Below are 21187 nucleotides of genomic sequence, written 5' to 3' on the forward strand. Positions count from 1 at the left end.
TCCCAGACCACGGGCTATCCCGCCGCGCGCTTCTCCGCGCGGGCGCGGCCATCGGAGGCACGGCGCTCACGGGTGCATGGCCGATGGCATTTGCCCAAACCAGCGGCTCGCCGTCCGGGCCCCGGATCGCCGCGCTGGGCTGGGCCTGTGCCCAGACGATATTGGCGCTCGGCGTCGTGCCGCTGGTGATTCCGGAGATCGAGCGCTATGGCCGGCTCGTCGTCGAGCCGGCTGTCCCCTCCGCCGTTCAGGAGATCGGCCTGCGCTCGGAGCCAAATCTCGAGCTGCTACAGAGCTTCGCCCCTGACATCATCGTCATCGATCCCAGCATCGCCGCCGCCATACCCCGGCTCAAGCTGATCGCACCGGTCGAGATGTTCACGATCTTCAGGCCCGGTGGGCGTCCTCTCGACACGGCGCGACGTTCGACGATGGAGCTCGCGAAGCGCCTCGGGGTGCAGTCGGCGTGCGAATCCTATTTCGTCCGCTTCGATGTCGCCATGGCCGGGTACCGTGAGCGGCTCCGCGACCGTGGTGGCAAGCCGCTCTATCTCGTCAGCGAGATCGCGCGTAACCGCGCGCTCGTGTTCGGTCCGAACAGCCTCTATCAGGAGGTGCTCGACCAGTTCGGATTGAAGAATTCCTTTACCGGACAGAGCGGCCCATGGGGATATACCAGCGTAGGGCTCGAAGTGTTCGCCGCGGTACCGGATGCGCGGCTGGTCCTGATGACCTCGCGGGTCGCCGACGTCGAGGCCTTGCTGAGGGCAAGCCCGGTGCTCCGGACCCTGCCGTCGCTTCGATCGCACCGGCTGACGATCCTGGACAATCAGTTCTTCTATGGCGGCGTGCCGGCGGCCGAGCGTTTCGCTCGTCTTCTCGCCGAACGGTTGCCGCGGGAAAGCCATGAGCAAGGTTGACGCGCTGCCGGCCCGGTCCGGCTTCGACATGCATCCGGCGATGCTGATCGGGCTGCTGGTGGCGGCCGCGGCCGCGCTCACCTGGCGGAACCTGTCCGGATATCTGCCCGCGAGCGCCTGGTTGCCTGTGTTGTGGCGGCCCGAGATCACCGATCCGCAGCAGATGCTCGTGCACTACACCGTGTTTCCTCGCATCGCAGTGGCGCTGCTGGCCGGCGCAGCGCTCGGTCTCGCCGGCACCGTTTGTCAGCAGGTGCTGCGCAATCCGCTGGCTGAACCGAGCACTCTCGGTGTCCTGAACGGCGCATATCTCGCGCTGGCTTTGACGACCCTGTGGGCGCCGTCGCTGCTTGCCTTTGGCCGGGAGTGGATTGCGGCGTTCGGCGGGTTCGCTGCATTCCTCTGCGTATTCGGGCTGACCTGGAAACGTGCGCTGTCGCCCGTCGTCCTGGTGCTGGCGGGACTGATCGTCAGTTATTACTGCGCCGTGACCACCCAGGCGCTGGTGCTGCTCAACCACGAATATCTGATCGGGCTGTTCATCTGGGGGGCCGGTTTCCTCAATCAGCAGGACTGGAGCAACGTCACGTTCCTGGCGCCGCGGCTCCTGATTTCGATCGTCCTGATCGCGTTGATGGTTCGCCCGCTGACCCTGCTCGGCTTCGACGACGAGACCGCGCGCAATCTGGGCCTCGGATTGACGAGAGCGCGGGTCTTCGCGCTCGTTATTGCGATCGCGCTCAGCGCTTCGGTCGTCAGCGTCGTCGGCGTCATGGGATTCGTCGGCTTGTCCGCGCCTGCCATCGTCATGCTGTCGGGCGCGCGTCGCTTTCGCGACCGCCTGATCTGGGCGCCACTTTGCGGTGCCCTGCTGCTGTGGCTGACAGATCAGCTCGTGCTGTTGATTCCGCCCGGTTATCGCGAAATGCCGGCCGGTGCGGTGACGGCCCTGATCGGCGCGCCAATGTTGCTCCTGTTGCTGCCACGGCTGCGGGCTGCCATGCCGATGGGAGATCTCACGCCATCCGCTCCGTCACGTCTCGATCATCCCCTGCGCGTGATGCTGTTCGCTCTTGTCTTGCTGCTGCTCGTCGTCTGGATCGCACTCGCCCTTGGCGTAGGCGCCGACGGCTGGCGCTGGAGTGGTCTGTCGGGCTTGCAGGAATTCTGGCCGTGGCGCGGGCCGCGCGTGGTGTCGGCGCTGGCCGCAGGCGCGACGCTGGCGGTCGCCGGCACCCTGCTGCAACGGATGACCGGCAATCCGATGGCCGCGCCGGAGGTCATGGGCATCAGCTATGGCGCCGCGATGGGCGTGATCGTTCTGCTCTATCTCTTTCCCACGCACACGCGGCTGGCGCAGATTGCGGCGGCCGGCATCGGCGCCTTCATCGTGCTGGCGCTGGTGCTGCTGTTCAGCCGGCGGTCCGAGTTCAGTCCGGAGCGCGTGCTCCTGGCCGGGGTCGCCATGAGCGCGGCGTTCGGCGCGATCATCGCCATGGCGCTGGCGACGGGCGATCCGCGGATCGGCACGCTGCTGTCGTTGCTGACCGGGTCGCTTTACCAGATCGGTCCGGCCGAGGCCGCGGTCCTCGCTGCCGCGGCGTTCGTTCTGCTGATCATGGTGCCGCTGCTGTCGCGCTGGCTCGACATCCTGCCGCTCGGACCGGCGGCGGCGCGTTCGGTGGGGATCTCGCTGGCGAGAAGCCGTATTATCATCATGCTGCTCACGGCATTGCTGACCGCGACGGCGACGCTGATGGTGGGTCTTCTGAGTCTGGTTGGATTCATCGCTCCGCACATGGCGCGGATGATGGGCGCGCAGCGTGCGCTGCATCAGGCGGCGCTGGCCGCGTTGATCGGGGCGATTCTGATGGTCACGGCGGATTGGGCCGGACGCGTGGTGATATTTCCGTTCCAGTTGCCCGCCGGTATCTTCGCCATGATGCTCGCCGGACCCTACCTCATCTGGCTGCTGCGGCCACAGCGGCGATGACTGCGGCCCAAGCGACGCCGCTTACCGCGCGAAGCTGATGAGATGGCCGTGATCCGGCGACGGCATCACGCCCATCGGAATGCCGTAGATGTTTTCGAGCTCGGCGGGCGTCATGATCTTGTCCGGCTTCCCGCGGGCAATCAGCTTCCCGGAATGGAGCGCGATGATCTCGTCGCAGAAGCGGGCGGCCATGTTGACGTCGTGAAGCACCACGACCACGCCGAGATTGCGCTCGCGGGCGAGTTGCTTGACCAGCGACAGCACCTCGATCTGATGGGCGATGTCCAGCGCCGAGGTCGGCTCGTCGAGCAGCAGGCACTCGGCATCCTGCGCCACCAGCATGGCGATCCAGGCCCGCTGGCGCTCTCCGCCGGACAACGTGTCGACCAGGCGGTCCGCGAATGGCTCGATATGGGTCAACGCCATGGCGCTTTCGACCTTCTCGCGGTCGATATCGCCGAACCGGCCGAGCGCGCCGTGCCAGGGATAGCGGCCGAGTGCAACCAGCTCCTTGACCAGCATGCTGGCGGCAGGCGGCGTCTGCTGCGGCAGATAGGCGACCTTGCGGGCATAGTCCCGATCGCTCCACATGCGCAGCGCGCGGCCTTCGAAACGGATTGTTCCCGACGAGCTTGGCTGCTGCCGTGCCAACAGTTTCAGCAAAGTCGACTTGCCGGAGCCGTTATGCCCGATCAGTCCGACGACGCTGCGCGCGGGAAGGGACAGGGTGAGCGGTTCGAGCAGCGCGCGCCCAGCCACCGCGAAGCCGACCTGGTCGAGCTCGAACAACGAGGTGGGTACATTTTGTAAGGCCTGCGTGGTGCTGATCGGCGCGGCGAGCGTGCTTTTGTCCGTCTGCGCGTTTTGGAACGTCATGGTTGGCGCAGGCTCCAGTAGGCGACGGCCAGATGCTGATCGCGGGAGAGCTTTCGCTCGTCGCGCAAATGGTTTCGCAGCGCCTTCAGCGCCTGCGCCTCACACGCGACCCAGGCGAAGACCTCGCCATGGTCGGGCCATTGCACGGCCTTGACGGCGTCGATCAGGAGCTGCGTCGTTCCGGCCGGACGGTCCGCGCGATGCAGCCAGCGGATCGCTACGCCGCTCGGCGCGACCAGCGGAACTTCCTCGCTTCGATCGGCAACCTCGATGAAGGTCTGACCCGTTGCCGTCGCCGGCAGCTTCTCGAGAGTTCGCGCGATGGCGGGCAGGGCAGTTTCGTCGCCCGCCAGAAGCAACCAGCGCGCCGGACGAATGCCGCGGCCGAGTGGGCCGGCCATGCCGCAGATGGCGCCGGCCTTTGCGTTGACGGCGAAGGCCGAGCCCGGACCGGCATGATCATGAACCACGAAATCGATATCGATCTCGCGGGTCTGCAAGTCGATGCGGCGGATGGTGTAATAGCGGGTCGCGGGCCTGCGGTCGGGCTCCGGCCAAAGGATACGTCCGTCCAGCGCGGGCCACGGCCATTCTGGCTTGGCGAGTCCTTCGGGCGGGAAGTACAGCCGCACGTGCAATTCGTCGTCATTCACGAAACGGGCGATGTCGTCGCCGGTGAAGGTCAGCCGCCGCATGTGCGGCGTCAGGGTGATCGCGGCCTTCAGCCGAACCTCGCGGAAGTTCGCCAGCGTGCCGCCGTCGGATTCGTGACCGGACCAAACGATGGTTAAGGCGATGTCGCCTGCGAACTCGATCACATGCGAGGCGACGACCGAGCGCAACATCTCCAGATTGCCCTTGTCGTCGGCCTCGACGCGGATCTTGAGCGCATCGGGTTCGACGGCGAGGGAACTGGTGCCGAATGGCAGTTTCGCCACCATGAGGCCGTCCCGGTTCTCGAAGGCGATGTCATGCTCGGCCAGATGATCGATCATCCGCGCAGCGAGGCCGGCGGCATCGGGAAGCGCGATGCGGGTTTCGGAGATAAGCGGGTCCAAAGTCATTCTCCATCGGGCCTGCCCGATGCTGGCCTGCAAGCGCTTCGATGTCCGGAGGTCGCAGCAAGGCGCTGGATCAAAATCCTGTTCGCTCGCCGGCTGCGATGCAGAAGCGATACTACCCATATCATATTAAAGGCATTGCCGATCCCAAATTAGAATCCATCGAAAGAGCAGAGAAAATAAGCGCTGGAAGTGTGGTGCTGCCATCATGTATTCGCATCACGTCGGCACGGCTTGTTCTGATGGCGACGGGCCGTATAGGTTCGCTTCAGGTCTCCTCCAGCGCGGCTCTCATCATGAATTCACCCAGCGGCCTGATGGCGCAGATCCTGCACCTCCTGCGGCCTTACTGGCCGATCGTGGTCGGGGGCATCGTTATGGGTCTGGTTGGCGGCGCCAGCGTCGCGGCGTTGCTCGCAGTCGTCAATAAAGGGCTCTATGCCACGCAGGCCGACGTCGTCACGCTGCTTCTCGCATTTGCCGGCCTGTGCCTCCTGATCTTGATCGGGTCGATCGGCGCCGATGTCAGCGCCAACTACGTCGGACAGCGGATCATCGCCGAGCTTCGCAAGTCGCTGGCCGCCAGGATCCTGGCCGCGCCCATCGATCAGCTCGAAATCTACCGGACCCATCGCCTGATCCCGGTTCTCACGCAGGACGTCGACACGATCAGCGATTTCGCGTTCTTCTTTTCGTCTTTTTTCGTCTCGCTCGTGATCGCGCTCGGCTGCATGGTTTACCTGGCCGTGCTGTCGTGGCCGTTGTTCCTGATCACGGGAGCCGTCATCGTTCTGGGGTCGCTGGCGCATGGATATGCAAGGACGCGAGGCGTCCACGGCTTCAACGTGGCGCGCGATGCGGAGGATCAGCTGCACAAGCAGTATCGGGCGATCGCCGAGGGCGCCAAGGAACTGCGTCTGAACCGCGCCCGCCGTTGGCGCGTCTATGCCGAGCAACTCCGGCAGACCGTCGACCGGATAAGCTCGGTGCAGATCAGGTCGATCAATCTGTTCGTGACGGCGCGGGCGTTCGGCACGATGCTGTTTTTTGTCGTAGTCGGCGTGGCGCTGACCTTGCGTCCGTTCCTTTGGCCCGACAGCCCCGCCGCAGTGTCCAGTGGCTTCGTGCTGGTCCTGCTCTACATGCGCGGACCCATCGATCAGGTCATCGGTATCCTGCCGGCGCTTGGCCGCGCCCAGGTCGCGATGCGCCGCATTGCGGAACTCTCGGAGCAGTTCTCGACCCCCGAGCACAATCTTCTGGCCTCTGCTCCCGCTCCGCCGGGAAAGACTGCAATCGAATCCATCGAGCTTCGCGGCGTGACCTATGCTTTTCGCGCTGTGCCGGGCAGTGACCCCTTTGTCCTTGGGCCGGTTGATCTGGTTGTCCGGCAGGGAGAAATCGTCTTCATCGTGGGGCAGAATGGAAGCGGAAAGACGACTCTCATCAAGCTGCTGCTGGGCCTATATGCTCCTCATGGCGGCACCGTGCTTCGCGACGGCTCGCCCGTCCTGACGGAGACGCGGGACGATTACCGCCAGCTCTTCACGACCATCTTTTCCGACTACTATCTGTTCGAGGATCTCATACGTGGCGAGGGCGTGGTTCCCGATGTTGCGGAGCGCTACCTCCAGCGGTTGGAGGTCGCGCACAAGGTCTCCGTCGAGAACGGTGTGTTCACGACGACGGATCTGTCGACCGGACAGCGCAAGCGATTGGCCCTGATGAATGCCTGGCTCGAGGAAAGGCCCGTTCTCGTGTTCGACGAGTGGGCCGCGGATCAGGATCCGGCCTTCCGGCACATCTTCTACACGGAGTTGCTGCCCGACCTGAAGCGTCTCGGAAAAACCATCATCGTGATTTCCCACGATGATCGCTATTTCGGGATCGCGGATCATCTGGTGCGGCTGCGCGAAGGCAAGATCGTCGCAAGCGAGGCGAGGACCGACAACGTTGCGGGTGCTTCCCCAATTCCAACCGACGCGCCGCTTTAGACATATTGTAGCGAGCCGCGGATGCTTTTCGGTCGCATGCGGACGAAAACATGCGATCCGTTTTGCCACAGGTCGTCAGATTTGTAGAGAATCTAATCTGCGTGTGCGTGCATTCCTTGTCAGCCTGTAGGCGAGTGATTTACACCACGCGTCAGCGATGATCGAGATGCGAGGGCCGGATGAACAAGGCTTCGGATTCCGGGACCGGGCCTCGTGCGTTTCCGGTTGGCCCATGTTCCGCTCTCACCGTTTTCCAGGAGGGCGATCGCCTTCGCGTCGTCGCCGACGATATGACGGCGTTGGAGCTACGTCTTCATGAGCAAGTCGATCACCTCGAGGTCCTGAATGCGCCGAAAGACGATCAGCTTGCGGCCCGGGCCTTGTCGGCGTCGGCCGAAGCGCTGTTCGCCTGGCGTCCGAGCGCTGATCGACTCGTGCTGGATTTCAGTCATGGATCATCGCTTGCGCGGGAGCTGATGGATAGCGGCCTTGCCTTCATGTCCGAGGGACAATTGGTGTTGCTTCCCGAGCTGGTCATGCAGCGACGGGACAATTGGCTGGTGAACCCCGGACGACCGTCATTTCCGCAACTCCACGTCATGACGGACGGCCGGCGGCACCCGCGACGCGCCGCAAAGCCGACGGGAAAAGTGTATGGCCGGTTCATCCCCTGGCTGTCGCAGGTCATCTCGTTTCGCGTGGCCGATCTGGAAAATGATCTCCATATGTTGCATCGCTGGATGAATGACCCCCGCGTCGACGCGTTCTGGAACGAGGCGGGCGATCTCGAGAAGCATCGACGATATCTGGCCGGCATCCTGGCCGATCCTCATATGCTGCCGCTGATCGGCTTCTTTGGCGATGAGCCGTTCGGCTATTTCGAGCTCTATTGGGCCAAGGAAAATCGCATCGCGCCGTTCTATGATGCCGGCGACTACGACCGGGGATGGCACGTGGTCGTGGGCGAGGATGCCTTTCGCGGCGGTCGTTACATCAGCGCGTGGCTTCCTTCGCTAATGCACTACATGTTCCTCGACGATTGCCGTACGCAGCGGATCGTCGGGGAGCCGGCGGCCGCGCATTCCCAGCAGCTTCGCAATCTCGAACGCTCGGGGTTTGCCAAGATCAAAAATTTCGACTTTCCCCACAAACGCGCGACCCTGGTGATGCTGTTGCGCGAGCGCTTCTTCGGCGATCGGCTCTGGCTTCCGGCAGCCGCCGGTCCAGCGATGTCGTCCTAAGGCGCGAGCGGAGTGCGGCTTCATGTCTCATCAACTTGCGATCGAGCACGACGTCATCGGCGTTGGATTCGGGCCCTCCAACCTCGCGCTCGCCATCGCATTGGACGAATGCGCGAAGCGATCGCGCCTGAAATGCGCGCCCCTGTTCGTGGAGAAGCAGCCGCACTTCACGTGGCATGGCGGCATGCTGCTCCCAGGCAGCGACATGCAGATATCGTTTCTCAAGGATCTGGTCTCCTTGCGCGATCCGACCAGTCCCTTCACCTTCGTGAATTATCTGCACAAGCGTGGCCGCTTGCTGGATTTCATCAATTGCCGGACGTTCCATCCGAGCCGCGTCGAGTTCAATGACTACCTCCAGTGGGTAGCCAGCCATTTCAAATCGCAGGCCGCTTACGGCGAAACCATCGTTGCCATCGAGCCGGTGACGGCGGGGCAGACGGTGACGTCGTTGCGGGTGCATTCACGCTCGCTCACCGGCGGAGAGACCGTGCGCCTTGCCCGAAATCTCGTGGTTGCGGTGGGAGGGCAGCCCTATGTCCCGCAGGTGTTTGCCAAGGCCACTGGCGACCGCAGGCTGCTGCATTCCAGCCGCTATCTCGACGTGGTCGAGCACGTCGTCCCGCGCGGTCGGGCCGTGCGCGTGGCCGTCATCGGTGGCGGACAAAGCGCGACCGAGGTGACGGTCGACCTCCATGACCGATGTCCCGAGGCGCATATCGATCTGATCTTTCGTGGCCATGCCCTTAAGCCGTCCGACAGCAGCCCCTTCGTCAACGAGATATTCAACCCCAACTATACAGACTTTGTCTACGGCCAGCCTGCCGAGCGGCGGGACGCAATCGTGCGCAACTTCCGGAATACGAACTATGCCGTGGTCGATTCCGACCTGCTGGACCAGCTCTACCGCCTGCTTTATCAGCAGCGCATCGGTGGCGATGAAGCGATCGCATTGCGACCACGCAGCGAGATCACGAACGTCGATCCGGGACCGCACGGCATCGAAATCGGCCTGGCCGACAAATTCCGTGGCGAAAGCCGTCGTTCGACCTATGACGTCGTGATCCTGGCAACGGGATACGACAGGGAAACTCCGCACCGGTTTCTCGAGCCGCTCGGTTGCTACATTCGCGATGGCGCGCTCGATCGCAGTTACAGGCTCGTCACCAGCCCGGCGTTCCGACCGCAGATCCATCTCCAAGGGTATTCGGAATCCTCTCACGGCTTGAGCGATACGCTGCTCTCGGTTCTTGCCGTGCGGTCCCAGGAAATTGCGGAGTCATTGCTTTCGACAATTTCGCGCCGGGAGCTCATCGCTAGAGCATGATACGGAGAAGTGTGCAGCGGCTTTCCGTAAAGCTCATGCTCGAACAAGAACCTAAAGCGCGATGACGATTCATCCTGATCTCTTCGCGCTTAGCCAGAGGCCATGACGCGCCATTGTTCTGCCGGCTGCCTTGCCATGGCTCCCAGTCAGGAGGCGCGCGCCGGCGTGTGCGGCAGGATAGCTCGGTCGAACTTCTACGTGACGAAATCGGGCCAGACGCTTGGAGTTTTTTGGCGTTGAGCAGAATCTTGGCTTCATCGACACGGAGTGTCGCGTCGCTACCAAGCGCCTCGCTTCGCGAGTTATGCGTCGCGCCCAGCCACAAGTAAATCTCCTGCGAATTCCGGAAGTCAGCCGGACCCCGAATGCATGGACCCGACAGGCATCGCAGGGCAATTGATTGAGCGGGGCGTCAGATTTGACGGCGACTGATCAAACGAAAGTCTCGCTTGCAAGCTGGATCGATAACGTACGTGCAAATGGTCTACATTCCGTCCCCAGCTGCCTCATCTCTGTTCATCCGCATGTTCGATGAACAAACTCTGGCGTGTCCCGATGTCGATTTGGAGGTTCTCCGATCTAGAACTTATCTAATCGAAATCAACCGAGGCGTGCATACCTGAGACAAGGCTGTGCTGCTCTGCTAGAGGTGTTCTTAGAACGCTCTTTGGAATGTTTGCAGGTTCGGGTGGAACTCACGTGAGAAAGGCCTTCGTTCTCAAGCAAAGCCACAGCCATTTGCCGGAGCGAATTGCCGGCATATTGGTTCATAGCCCGCTTGCGGGGCTGGTCGGCAGAGAGCCATCGACGCGCATGTACTACCTTCTCGAGATTGCGTCGCTCCATACTCGGGCCGAGCTCCTGGCACAGCCGGGCTTCGGACGTTCGAGCGTGCGCCGGATCGAGGACTGGCTGGCCTTTCATGGGCATCGCACGCGCGACGTCAACGAGAGTCTCGATAGCGTCATCTGCCGTTTTGCGTTCCGATGCTCTTCCGTTCGGAAGAGCAGTAATCGTTGTTTCTCCTTATCGCAAACGCCTCGGTACAAGAACGATCGACTTGGCACTTGAAGAAGGTCGAGAGGACGACGTCTCAACGCCGACCATTCACAACCATTCCTCGGGATAGCGCTTTCGAGAGAGCCGCTGCAGTTTTCCGTAGAGCCGCAAGTCGATCCTCCATCTGCTTGTTCATGATACGCTCAAGCGGCCCAGTCATGCCTACCGATTGGAGAACCGTGCCATCCGAAAGCGTGACGGGGACCGCAAGCGCCGCAAGTCCTTCGTCGATCTCCCCAATACAGGTGGCGTAACCCAATCTTCTGACTTTCGCGAACTCCTGATCAATCCACTTTCGGCTGGTGTGTGAATTGACGGTCGGCTTGGGAAGCTCATTTGAGAGAGCTTCAGCGATCAGTTCTTTGCTCTGAAATGCCATGATGGCCTTGCCAGTCGCTGCGGCATTCACGGGCATCTCGATTCCTGGCTGAACATATCCGCGCCACCTCACATCGGGCGAATATGAAACGGCTACCAGTACGCGCGACCCGACGAGGCGTGCGAGATAGCAAGTCTCGGTCGTCGCCTCCGTCAATGCATGAATATGGGGGCCGGCGAGCGAGGCGTACCAGCCATCGTCCGCGCTCGCGTGAAGCAAGCGCGTTAGCCTATCGCCCACGGAATAGGTGCGTCCTGCTTCCGCTTCGACTGCAAGTCCCGATCGAACCAGCCCCTTCAGCAGTCGATGTGCGGTTGTCTTGGGGAGTTCGAGAATCGATGAGACGTCGGCGAGCGTGATCGTGCCGGGGAAGGCGGCAATCACTTCGAGCACGTCGATGTATCGAGCCAGCGGGCCGGGCGAATTGTCATCCATCTGCATGTGATCCGATCAATTTTTGTGCGGCGCAAGCAAAAATCAACGGCTTGACTCCAGACGAGGATGCCGTTTACCGTTTCGTTATTCGGGATTATGTTCCGGAAAACGGAACTTCTGTCAAGCCCCGTGAGACTCCATTGGGTGCGATGGACAAGGGTATTTCATTCTAGGAGGCGACATGAAGATTACGCGGAAGGCTGTTCTCAGCGTGACGATCGGAGCGGCGATGCTGTCGTTCGTCGGTGTAGCTCAAGCTCAGCAGGGCAGTCCCATCGTGATTGGCGCTACCGTCCCGATGACGGGACCGTTGTCGCTGACGGGCAAACAGTATCAAAACTCCCTTTCGATGGCCGAAGAGGACATCAACAAGGCGGGGGGCATCAACGGTCGCAAGATCAAGATCGTGTTCGAGGACACGCAGGCGTCCAACGGAACTGCGGTCAACGCATTCGTGAAGCTGGCCCAGGAAACCAAGCCCGCATTCTTTTTTCTGTCGAGCTACTCCACGCAGAATCTCGCAACGGCGCCCGAGCTAAGCAAAGTTCAAGTGCCGGCGATGTATGCGGGCGGTGCCGACGTCGTGGCCGATAACGGCAATGAATGGATGTTCCGCATCCGTCCGGCCGACAGCGTGTCGGCCGAAGGAATGGTGAAGGCCGCAGTCGACGTCATCAAGGCGAAGAAGCCCGGAATTCTCTACATTCAGAACGACTTTGGTCAGGGCGGTGCGCAGACTGCCGCCAAGCGCTTCGAGGCCGCCGGGATCGCGGTCGCCGGCATGGAAGCCTATGGCCAGAACGACAAGGACTTCTCCGCGCAGCTCCTCAGTCTCCGCAACAAAGGCGCGGATGCCATTCTGATCTTCAATTATCCGCAAGATGGCGCGCTGGTCCTTCGCCAGGCGAAGCAACTCGGCTTCAAGATGCCGCTGGTTACGTCCTCCGCTGCACTGGTGCCCGCGGCGACGCAGCTTCTTTCGCCGGCAGATCTCGAGGGGGTCTGGGGAGTGGTCGATGCCTTCATGGACGTCAGCGTCGGCGGCCGGATGAAGGACTACGTGGAGCGCTTCAAGTCGAAGTTCGGGGTTGATCCAGATCCGTACGGGCTCGCGTATTATGACGGTGCTATGCTGATGGCGGACGGCATGCGCAAGGCCGGAACCGACCCGAAAGCGTTGCGCGAGTGGCTGTCCTCGGTCAAGGGGTGGCAGGGCATTGGGCACGTCTACTCGTACGACAACAAAGGCAATGGCGTTCGCGACCTTGCCGTCGTGAAGGCAAAGGCGGGCACCAAGACCCTGGAGCTCGTCCAGCCTGTCTCGCTCAACTGATTATTTGAAGCGAAGTGGTCTGCGGTTCGACAAGTCGGCCGCAGACCGGGATCGTGCAGGAACGCCATGGCGGACTTCGTTCAGCTCCTCATCAACGGTCTGGCGATCGGCAGCGTCTACGCGCTCGCTGCAGTCGGCTTCGTGATCGTTTACTCTGCTACCGGCGTGGTCAATTTCGCTGCCGGTCAATTCGTAATGTTCGGAACGTTCGCCGGAGTTGCGACGCTCGTCAACGCTCAGCTGCCCTGGCCGTTTGCATATAGTGCGGCGCTCCTCATCATGGCGCTGTTCGGGGCTTTGTTCTTTGTCTCTGTTTATCTGCCTCTGCGGCGCGGTTCGGTCGTGACGATCATCATCGGGACCGTTGCCGTCAGCATCACGATGCAGAACGCCGCGTTGCTGTCTTTTGGATCGTGGCCGTTCCGTCTGCCGTCTCCCGTCGAAGACAGCGCGGTTTCTCTTGGGGGCGCGATCATTTCCACGCATGCGTTGGCGGTGGTCGCGGTGACCGCGGGGATGGTCGCTGGGCTATGGTTTCTCTTCAACCGTACTTCGGTTGGCGTGGGAATGCGAGCCGTCGCACAGGATGTGCAGGCCGCCAAGTTGATGGGGCTCAAAGTCAACCGCCTGCTGGCGTTATCATGGATCCTCGCGGCGGTACTCGCGGGCGTCGCGGGATTAATGCTCGGACCGATGTGGTTCGCGGACGTCAACATGGGCGATCCGATCGCGTTGAAGGCCTTCGCCGCGACCATCATCGGTGGCTTTGGAAGTCTGCCGGGGGCTATCGTGGGCGGCCTGTTCGTCGGCTTGAGTGAGGTCCTCGGAGCATCGTACGTCTCGTCTGCGTACAAGGATCTGATCTCCTTCGGCATAATGATCGCTTTCTTGCTGGTGCGTCCGCAAGGCGTGTTCGGCGAAAAAATTCAGGATCGAGGCTGACGGGATGGCGATGCGTGTTCCCCTGAAGATCGCGGCAGCGATCATTGTGCTCGGCGGGCTCTCCGGTATCGTTTTGCCGGAATATCATCTTCGCTTGTTGAACCTGTCGCTGATCTCCGCAGTAGCGGTGATCGGGCTCAACTTTGCCTTTGGCTATGCCGGTTTGATCTCGCTTGGTCATGCGGCCTTTGTTGGCATGGGCGGCTATGGCTTGGCCATACTAACTACCACTTGGGGATGGTCACCGTGGCTCGCGGCGCCAGTAGCGATCGCGGCGACAGCCATTTCTGCCGGCCTGATTGGGTATCCACTGCTTCGCTTGCGCGGGCACTATCTGGCACTGGCGACGCTCGGCCTCAATGTGTCGTTCTATATCGTGACATCGAACTGGATCGCGATGACAGGCGGGACTAACGGAATCGCGCGAATCCCGGGATTGGCGCTTGGCTCGCTCAGCTTCTCCGGGGAGCATCAATTCCTGTGGCTTGCACTTATAGTCCTCGCGCTGATCGCCGCAACGGCGGCCGCATTGCACAAGTCCCGTCTCGGCCGCGAGATGATGGCTGTGCGCGATGACGAGATCGCGTCCGAGATGACCGGAATCGATACGACGCGGATCAAGATTGCAGCATTTGTGCTTTCCGCGGTCTGCGCCGCCGTTGCCGGGTGCCTGTTTGCCCTGCACGTGCGATTCGTCGCGCCCGAGGATTTCACCTACGCGCATTCGATCACATATCTCGCCATGTTGATCGTCGGCGGGGAAGGCACGATCGTCGGTGCTATCCTGGGAGCGGTACTGCTGACGTTTTTGCCGGAATGGTTGCGCTTTCTCGGTACCGCCTACCTCTTCTTCTTCGGCCTGCTAATGCTTTGCATTCTGGTGTTTCTGCCCACGGGTCTCGTCGGCCTCGGCCAACGCCTGAGCCGCCGGTCAGCGAGAAGTCCGTCCTTCGCGTCTGTTCGTGCTCCGGAGGCGACGCCATGAATGTCTTGGAAGCACGAAGCATTCACAAGCGCTATGGCGGCCTCGCTGCGTTGGCGGACGTGGATCTGACCGTCAAAAAGGGGCAGTTTGTTGCCGTTATCGGGCCTAACGGCGCGGGAAAGTCCACTCTGTTGAACGTTCTGACTGGCCTGGCGATGCCAGATGAGGGGCAGGTGCTTCTCGAGGGTCAGGCGATCACGCGCATGGCCACAAACAAGCGCATTCGTGCCGGCCTTGGCCGTACGTTTCAGCACGGGCGGGTATTCGCGCGCCTTAGCGTACTTGAAAACGTTATGACGGGTGCAGCGATACGTGGCGACCTAAGCGAGTCTGGCCTGCGCGACGTTTCGATGGAGATCATCGAGCAAATGGGGATGGCAGACGAAGCGCACGCAGCCATCGGGTCGCTCTCGTATGGTCGGCGCCGAATGGTTGAGCTCTCACGTGCGTTGGCCTGCCGGCCGCATGTCCTCTTGCTGGACGAGCCGGCGGCCGGCCTGAATTCCGGCGAGGTCGACCAACTGATTGATCGCCTGGGAAAGTTGCGGGCGGCGCACGGCCTCGCCGTGGTGTTGATCGAACACAATATGGGGATGGTCATGCGGCTCGCCGAGCGCATCTTCGTTCTCAACTTTGGTTGCAAGATTGCCGAGGGAACTCCAGCGGAGATTCAAGCAAATCCGGCCGTGCTGTCTGCTTATCTGGGCGAAGGATATGCTCATGCTGTCGTGTAACGATCTCGTGGTCGCACATGGCGATATCGTAGCGCTGCAAGGGGTGACTCTCCAAGTCGGAGCTGGCGAAACGGTCGCACTTATCGGTGCCAATGGCGCCGGCAAGACGACCTTGCTACATACGATTTCCGGCCTCAACCGGGTCTCGTCGGGCGATATCAGATTCGAAACGCGCTCGATCGCCGGATGGCCCACCGACGAACGCGTCTCCGCTGGAATTGCGCAGGCGCCCGAAGGCCGACGGATATTTCCTGGATTGTCGGTCGAGGAGAACCTGACTCTCGCGACCGTCAGTTGGCGCCGTTGGAGGCAGTCGATTGCGGCCGATCTCGATCGCGTCTTTGGATTGTTTCCGCGCCTTAAGGAGCGCCGACGACAACTGGGATGGTCATTATCGGGCGGAGAGCAGCAAATGCTCGCGATTGGACGTGCTCTGATGGCTCGCCCGAAGTTGCTGTTGCTCGACGAACCATCGCTCGGCTTGGCGCCGCGGCTCGCCGAAGAGGTTTACGAACAAGTCAAATGCATCGGCGAGACCGGTCTGACCATCCTGGTAGTGGAGCAGAACACGGTGCTCGCGCTCTCGGTCGCCGATCGTGCCTATGTGCTGGAAACAGGGCGCATTGTGCTCGAAGGACCGGCAGACGAACTCAAGCACAATGCGCGCGTGCGCGAAGCTTATCTGGGCCGTTGAACCCAGAATCAAGGAGGCAAAATGTATCCCGCCAATCATTCCCAATCGCGAGATCTCTATCAGCGAGCGCTGAAGAGCCTGCCGGGTGGTAACACGCGCACCACAGTCTATATGAAACCGTTTCCGATCTATGCAGCTTCGGGCGCCGGGTGCCGAGTCCGGGATGTCGACGGCAATGAATATATCGACTGCATCAACAACTTCACGTCTCTGATCCATGGACACGCTCATCCCGCATTGATCGAGGCGGCGACCAGGCAACTTGAGCTGGGCTCGGCCTTCGGCATGCCGACGGAGTCCGAAGTGGAACTCGCCGAGTTGCTGGCAGCAAGGCTTCCATCGGTAGATCATGTCCGTTTTTGCAATTCGGGCACGGAGGCGGTGATGATGGCACTAAAGGCTGCCCGCGCCTACACGGGTCGTCCGAAGATCGCGAAGTGCGAAGGGGCCTATCACGGCTCCTATGATTACGCTGAAGTCAGCCTCGACCCGACACCCGCGGCTTGGGGTGGCAACGCCCCGGTATCGGTAGCCTATGCCAAGGGTACGCCCGAGAACGTGCTCGCGGATGTCGTGACCATTCCGTTCAACGACGTCGAGGCGGCTGTAAGCTTGATCCGCGAGCATGGCCGCGAACTCGCTTGTGTACTCGTCGATCCCATGCCGAACCGCGCAGGTTTGGTTCCGGCGGATAGAGCTTATTTGGAAGCGCTCCGCCAGGTCACGCGGGAAGTCGGCGCGTTGCTTATATTCGACGAAGTCATCACATTCCGTCTCGGCTATGAGGGGGCACAGGGACTTTGGGGTATTGAGCCGGACCTGACAACTCTCGGCAAAATCATCGGCGGTGGCTTCCCGGTCGGGGCAATCGCCGGCGGTAAGGAGTTCATGGCAGTGTTCGATCCATCTTCCGGCAAGCCGGCGCTCCCGCATGGTGGCACCTTCTCGGCAAATCCCGTAACCATGCGCGCCGGTCTTGCTGCTATGCAGCTGCTCGATACAGCAGCCTATTCACGGCTCGATAAGATCGGCACCGCGGTTCGCGACGGTATCAATGCGGCTTTCCGCAAGACTGGCGTTGCCGGGACCACAGTCGGATTGGGCTCGCTTCTCAAGATTCATTTTACTGATCGTAACGTCCGTGATTATCGATCAGCGTACCTGAACGAGACGGAAGCGAAGCGCCAAGCCGTGTTCAACACCGGGCTGCTCAATCGCGGGATATTCGTCGCGAGCTATGGCCTGATGGCGCTCTCGTTACCGATGACCGATGCTGACGTCGACACGATTGTGAAGGCGGCCGAGGAATCCCTGGATGAGGTCGCCGCGTTGGGCTGATCAAGCTCCCCGTACCGTGAAATGTTCGGACCGTCGCTCGCGTGGCGCCGGATTGAGAATCTCATTCCTATCAGCAGGCTTGCGATGACCTCGAAGATTGATCCCATCACCCGTTCTGTTGTCCAGCATCGGCTGAGTTCGATCGTGAACGAAATGGGTGAGGCGATGCTGCGTACATCTTACTCCCAAATCCTGAATTCCAGCCGCGACTTCTCGCTGGGTATCTGCGACGTAAATGCCCGGTTGATTGCGCAGGCGGACCATATTCCGGTTCATGTCGGCGCGCTGTCCTGGGCAACGCTTGCTATCGAGGAGCGCTTCAAGGACATCAAGCCCGGGGACGTTCTGCTGCTCAACGACCCCTATCATGGTGGCAGTCATTTGCCTGATCTGACCGCGTTCGTGCCAGTTTTCGATGGGGAGCGGAGGCTGTACTGGACCATCGTGCGCGCGCACCAAAGCGATATCGGCGGGGCGACCCACGGCGGCTACAATCCGAGTGCGACCGACATTTGGCAGGAGGGATTGCGGGTACCGCCGATCCGTCTTTATGAGGCCGGCAAACTTCGCGACGACCTGCTCGACATGTTGGCACTTAACGTGCGGAATCCTCGCGACTTCCGCGGTGATCTTGCTGCCATGATTGGCGCGGCGCACCTTGGCGAGCGCCGGGTTAGGCGACTGCTCGACGAGTTTGGTGGAGAGGTCGTCGAAGCTGCGGTCGAAGCAATTCTCGACGCGGCCGAACAACAGACGCGGGCAGTCCTATCCACGTGGCAGGACGGTACGTTCTATGGTGAAGCGTATCTTGACGATGATGGTCATGGCCGAAGCGATATCAGAATCGCCGCGAAGGTGACCAAGAAGGGATGCGACATCGAGATCGATCTTTCGGAATCGGATCCTCAGTCGACGAGCTTTGTCAATTCGTCGCACGCCAATATGCAGGCTGCGGTCGTCATGGCGTTTGCGTATCTCATCGACGCAGATATTCCCAAGAACGCCGGCGCACTGCGGCCGCTGAAGGTCGTTGCCAAACAGGGCACGATCGTATGGGCAGATCCCGGCCGTCCGGTCACGATGTGCACCAGCCATCCTTCGAATGAAATCGTGGAAGCCATCGTCAAGGCACTTTCCCAGTCGTGTCCCGATCGTGCGATGGCCGGGTGGAGCCGCAGATTCCGCATCGCCATCCAAGGTGAGAATCCGCGGACAGGGCGCAGTTTCATCTGGCATCTGTTTCAGGCCAGGCCCGGAGGAGGGGCGTCGTCGGCCGGCGATGGTTGGTCATCGATTGGTGAGTGGCATACGGTCGGGGGCATCAAATTTGGCAGCATCGAGGTCGACGAAGCCCGGTTTCCGCTCTATTTCCGACATCACGAATTTCGTCCGGACTCCGGCGGGGACGGCAAGTTTCGCGGTGGCCTGGGCGTGTCGTTGGATCTCGTCGTGGAAACGGCGAAGCCTGCGCGAGCGAACACGGCAGGCGAGGGCACGAAGCATGGAGGATGCGGGATGCTCGGCGGAAGCGATGGGCTTCCGCATCAGTACACACTCGTGTCGCAAGGCCGCGCGCCGCGCGTGCTGCGCACCAAGGAGGTCGGCATCGAAGTCCTTCCCGGCGACTGCTTCGAGGTTCGCTCCTCAGGGGGCGGAGGATGGGGCCCCCCTGGTCAACGGTCGGCTGAAGCGCGCGAAGCCGACTTGGTGCAGGGCCTTACGACCAAACCCACAACGATTTAGCGGATAGCCTGAAGATGTTTACGATCGGAATCGATGTTGGCGGCACGTACACTGACCTCGTTGCGATTGATCGCGACGGCAACACCGTGTTCGCAAAATCGCCGACGACGCCGGCGGACCAGTCTGTAGGCGTAATGAATGGACTTGAGGAACTCGCAAGCCGGCTGAAGATACCGCGAACGGAGATGCTCGCCGCAACGGACCGCTTGGTGCACGGGACGACGGTCGCGACGAACGCATTGCTCGAGCGGAAGGGCGCAAAGGTCGCGCTTCTCACTACGGATGGCCATCGTGACATCATCGAGATGCGAGAAGGCCTGAAGGAAGATCGCTACAATCTCCGCATCGCACCCCCGTCCCCCCTGGTGCCGCGCTCACTGCGCTTCGGTGTACGCGAGCGCGTTAGGCCGAACGGCGAAGTGCTGATCCCACTCGATCAAGACTCTCTCGGTGAGGCGATCTCGGCGATCCGTGCCGCCGGAGTAAGCTCGGTGGCTGTGTGCTTCCTGCATGCCTACCGTAATCCAGCGCACGAGATTGCGACCGTCGAACGACTGAAGCGCGAACTTCCAGAAGTCAGCGTCTCTCGATCGAGCGACGTGTTGCCGCAGATCAAGGAGTATGAGCGCGTTTCGACAACGATCGTGAACGCCTACGTCGCTCCGGTGGTGCGGCGCTATCTGACCAATCTGGAAGCCCGGCTGAAGGACGCGGGCCTAGCCAGCAGTCTTTTTATCATTCTTTCGCATGGCGGGATGGCCCCGCTCGAGGAAGCCGCGCGACTCGCTGCTGGTACTGTTCTGTCCGGCCCGGCGGGCGGCATCTCGGGATCCCGACGCTGTGCGGAAATGCTCGGAATTCCCAATCTTGTGCCATTTGATATGGGGGGAACCAGCACGGACATCTCGCTGATTGCGGATGGGCGCGCGTCGCTGTCCGCTGAGGGAGGGCTTGCCGGCCAACGCATCGCGCTAAGGAGCCTCGATATCGCGAGTATCGCCGCCGGTGGAGGCTCGATTGCCACTCTAGACGCGGGTGGTACGCTCCGCGTCGGGCCAGAGAGCGCAGGGTCGGTGCCAGGGCCGGCTTGCTACGGCAACGGCGGTGTCGAACCGACGGTTACTGATGCCAATGTCGTTCTCGGGTATCTGGACGCGTCTGCATTCATGGGTGGAAAGCGGCCGCTCGATCGTGCAGCCGCAGAAGCGGCAGTCGATCGGCTCGCGAAAGCGCTCGAGCTATCTCGGGACGATGCGGCAGCTGGAATCTATCGAATGATCAATCTGCGCATGGCGGATGGTATCCGTCTGATGACCCTGCGGCGGGGTGTCGACCCACGGCGCTTCGCGCTGCTCAGCTTTGGCGGCGCTGCCGGCCTGCATGCGGCCGAAGTTGCGCGGGAACTTGAAATCAAGCGCATCATCGTGCCGACGGCGGCTTCGGTCCTGTCCGCATGGGGCATGTTGACCAGCGATCTGAGGTACGAGGTGAGCAGTACGTATTACAGCGCCGGCCAACGGATTACGGCCCAGGAGGTCAGGACCATCTTCGCCGACCTGGAAAGAGAAGCTACAGGTCGTCTGAAGTCGTGGTTTGGCGGCGATGTGGCAATCGAACGTTCCGCCGAGATGCGCTACGGCGAGCAGATCTTCCAGATTGATGTCCCGCTAAACAATCTCGATTGGACGTCGGAGAACATCGTCGATCGGATAGAGGATCAATTCCACCGTCGCCATGAAGAGCTATACACCTACTCCTCGCCGGATCAGGAAGCGGTGTTCGTCAATGCGCGGGTCGCTGCCATAGGCGCCGTCCCGAGCGTCGGACAAGTCGCGCGTGGGCAGAAGGCCGTAGCGCCCTGCAAACCAAAGGGACGTCGAAAGGCATTCTTCGGCGAATGGCGAGAGGTTGGAGTATTTGCTGCGGATCAGCTTCGACCGGGCAACAAAATCGACGGCCCAGCAATAGTGGAGGCTGAGACGACGACAGTCGTCGTTGGCGAGGGCGATCAAATCGAGGTCAACGATCTGGGATGGCTCGACATGAGGCTCAGGTGATTGAATGACGAGTCTGCTCAGCGTTCGAGTCCGTTACTTCCGCTCTGGGTCAAAAAACCGACATGGCGGAAGGCAG

At 61.4% G+C, this 21187-nt stretch carries 16 protein-coding genes; 13 read left to right on the top strand and 3 right to left on the bottom strand.

Features of this window, described 5'->3' with window-relative positions:
* Window positions 1-83 precede the first annotated feature (83 nt).
* Together ACSHT2_RS33460 and fhuB are read left to right on the top strand one after the other, a co-directional pair.
* Complete coding sequence (locus tag ACSHT2_RS33460) at window positions 84-920, top strand: ABC transporter substrate-binding protein (protein ID WP_440639281.1); 837 nt, start codon at window positions 84-86, stop codon at window positions 918-920.
* The gene (gene fhuB / locus ACSHT2_RS33465; protein WP_440639283.1) at window positions 907-2913 is read left to right on the top strand and encodes a Fe(3+)-hydroxamate ABC transporter permease FhuB; all 2007 of its coding nucleotides are present in this window, start codon (window positions 907-909) and stop codon (window positions 2911-2913) included. Before ACSHT2_RS33460 ends, fhuB begins: the two co-directional genes overlap by 14 nt.
* A gap of 21 nt (window positions 2914-2934) precedes the next feature.
* Here the strand turns inward: fhuB and ACSHT2_RS33470 are convergent, their stop codons facing one another.
* Together ACSHT2_RS33470 and ACSHT2_RS33475 are read right to left on the bottom strand one after the other, a co-directional pair.
* The gene (locus ACSHT2_RS33470) at window positions 2935-3789 is read right to left on the bottom strand and encodes an ATP-binding cassette domain-containing protein (RefSeq protein ID WP_440639285.1); all 855 of its coding nucleotides are present in this window, start codon (window positions 3787-3789) and stop codon (window positions 2935-2937) included.
* Window positions 3786-4847: a DUF2218 domain-containing protein gene (locus tag ACSHT2_RS33475; protein WP_440639287.1), complete on the bottom strand. Its 1062-nt coding sequence runs from the start codon at window positions 4845-4847 to the stop codon at window positions 3786-3788. The genes ACSHT2_RS33470 and ACSHT2_RS33475 overlap by 4 nt, the downstream gene beginning before the upstream one ends.
* Before the next feature lie 299 nt (window positions 4848-5146).
* Here ACSHT2_RS33475 and ACSHT2_RS33480 point away from each other — a divergent pair, with 299 nt between their 5' ends.
* The 3 genes from ACSHT2_RS33480 to ACSHT2_RS33490 all read left to right on the top strand — a co-directional run bounded on the left by ACSHT2_RS33480 (window position 5147) and on the right by ACSHT2_RS33490 (window position 9412).
* Window positions 5147-6844, top strand: a complete 1698-nt coding sequence (locus ACSHT2_RS33480) for a cyclic peptide export ABC transporter (RefSeq protein WP_440639289.1) — start codon at window positions 5147-5149, stop codon at window positions 6842-6844.
* Window positions 6845-7134: 290 nt separating this feature from the next.
* On the top strand, window positions 7135-8085 hold the full coding sequence (locus ACSHT2_RS33485; protein WP_440642986.1) for a GNAT family N-acetyltransferase: 951 nt from the start codon (window positions 7135-7137) through the stop codon (window positions 8083-8085).
* Window positions 8086-8107: 22 nt separating this feature from the next.
* Complete coding sequence (locus tag ACSHT2_RS33490; RefSeq protein ID WP_440639291.1) at window positions 8108-9412, top strand: lysine N(6)-hydroxylase/L-ornithine N(5)-oxygenase family protein; 1305 nt, start codon at window positions 8108-8110, stop codon at window positions 9410-9412.
* A gap of 1093 nt (window positions 9413-10505) precedes the next feature.
* Here the strand turns inward: ACSHT2_RS33490 and ACSHT2_RS33495 are convergent.
* A complete protein-coding gene (locus tag ACSHT2_RS33495) occupies window positions 10506-11285 on the bottom strand; it encodes an IclR family transcriptional regulator (protein WP_440639293.1) in 780 nt (259 codons plus the stop codon).
* Window positions 11286-11514: 229 nt separating this feature from the next.
* Between ACSHT2_RS33495 and ACSHT2_RS33500 the strand changes: the two genes are divergently transcribed.
* The 8 genes from ACSHT2_RS33500 to ACSHT2_RS33535 all read left to right on the top strand — a co-directional run bounded on the left by ACSHT2_RS33500 (window position 11515) and on the right by ACSHT2_RS33535 (window position 21111).
* A complete protein-coding gene (locus ACSHT2_RS33500; protein WP_440639295.1) occupies window positions 11515-12618 on the top strand; it encodes an ABC transporter substrate-binding protein in 1104 nt (367 codons plus the stop codon).
* Between the two features lie 66 nt (window positions 12619-12684).
* Window positions 12685-13560 carry a branched-chain amino acid ABC transporter permease gene (locus ACSHT2_RS33505; protein ID WP_440639297.1) on the top strand — a complete coding sequence of 292 codons (876 nt, stop codon included), beginning with the start codon at window positions 12685-12687 and terminating at the stop codon, window positions 13558-13560.
* A gap of 4 nt (window positions 13561-13564) precedes the next feature.
* The gene (locus ACSHT2_RS33510) at window positions 13565-14545 is read left to right on the top strand and encodes a branched-chain amino acid ABC transporter permease (RefSeq protein WP_440639299.1); all 981 of its coding nucleotides are present in this window, start codon (window positions 13565-13567) and stop codon (window positions 14543-14545) included.
* The gene (locus ACSHT2_RS33515) at window positions 14542-15279 is read left to right on the top strand and encodes an ABC transporter ATP-binding protein (RefSeq protein WP_440639301.1); all 738 of its coding nucleotides are present in this window, start codon (window positions 14542-14544) and stop codon (window positions 15277-15279) included. The genes ACSHT2_RS33510 and ACSHT2_RS33515 overlap by 4 nt, the downstream gene beginning before the upstream one ends.
* Window positions 15266-15973 (top strand): ABC transporter ATP-binding protein, encoded by a 708-nt coding sequence (locus ACSHT2_RS33520; protein ID WP_440639303.1) that lies wholly within the window; start codon window positions 15266-15268, stop codon window positions 15971-15973. Before ACSHT2_RS33515 ends, ACSHT2_RS33520 begins: the two co-directional genes overlap by 14 nt.
* Before the next feature lie 21 nt (window positions 15974-15994).
* Window positions 15995-17311, top strand: a complete 1317-nt coding sequence (locus ACSHT2_RS33525; protein ID WP_440639305.1) for an aspartate aminotransferase family protein — start codon at window positions 15995-15997, stop codon at window positions 17309-17311.
* 84 nt (window positions 17312-17395) lie between these two features.
* Entirely contained in the window at window positions 17396-19054 is a 1659-nt protein-coding gene (locus ACSHT2_RS33530) for a hydantoinase B/oxoprolinase family protein (RefSeq protein ID WP_440639307.1), read from the top strand.
* A gap of 14 nt (window positions 19055-19068) precedes the next feature.
* The gene (locus ACSHT2_RS33535; RefSeq protein WP_440639309.1) at window positions 19069-21111 is read left to right on the top strand and encodes a hydantoinase/oxoprolinase family protein; all 2043 of its coding nucleotides are present in this window, start codon (window positions 19069-19071) and stop codon (window positions 21109-21111) included.
* Window positions 21112-21187: the final 76 nt, after the last annotated feature.

Source organism: Bradyrhizobium sp. PUT101, assembly GCF_052043945.1.
Classification (GTDB): domain Bacteria; phylum Pseudomonadota; class Alphaproteobacteria; order Rhizobiales; family Xanthobacteraceae; genus Bradyrhizobium.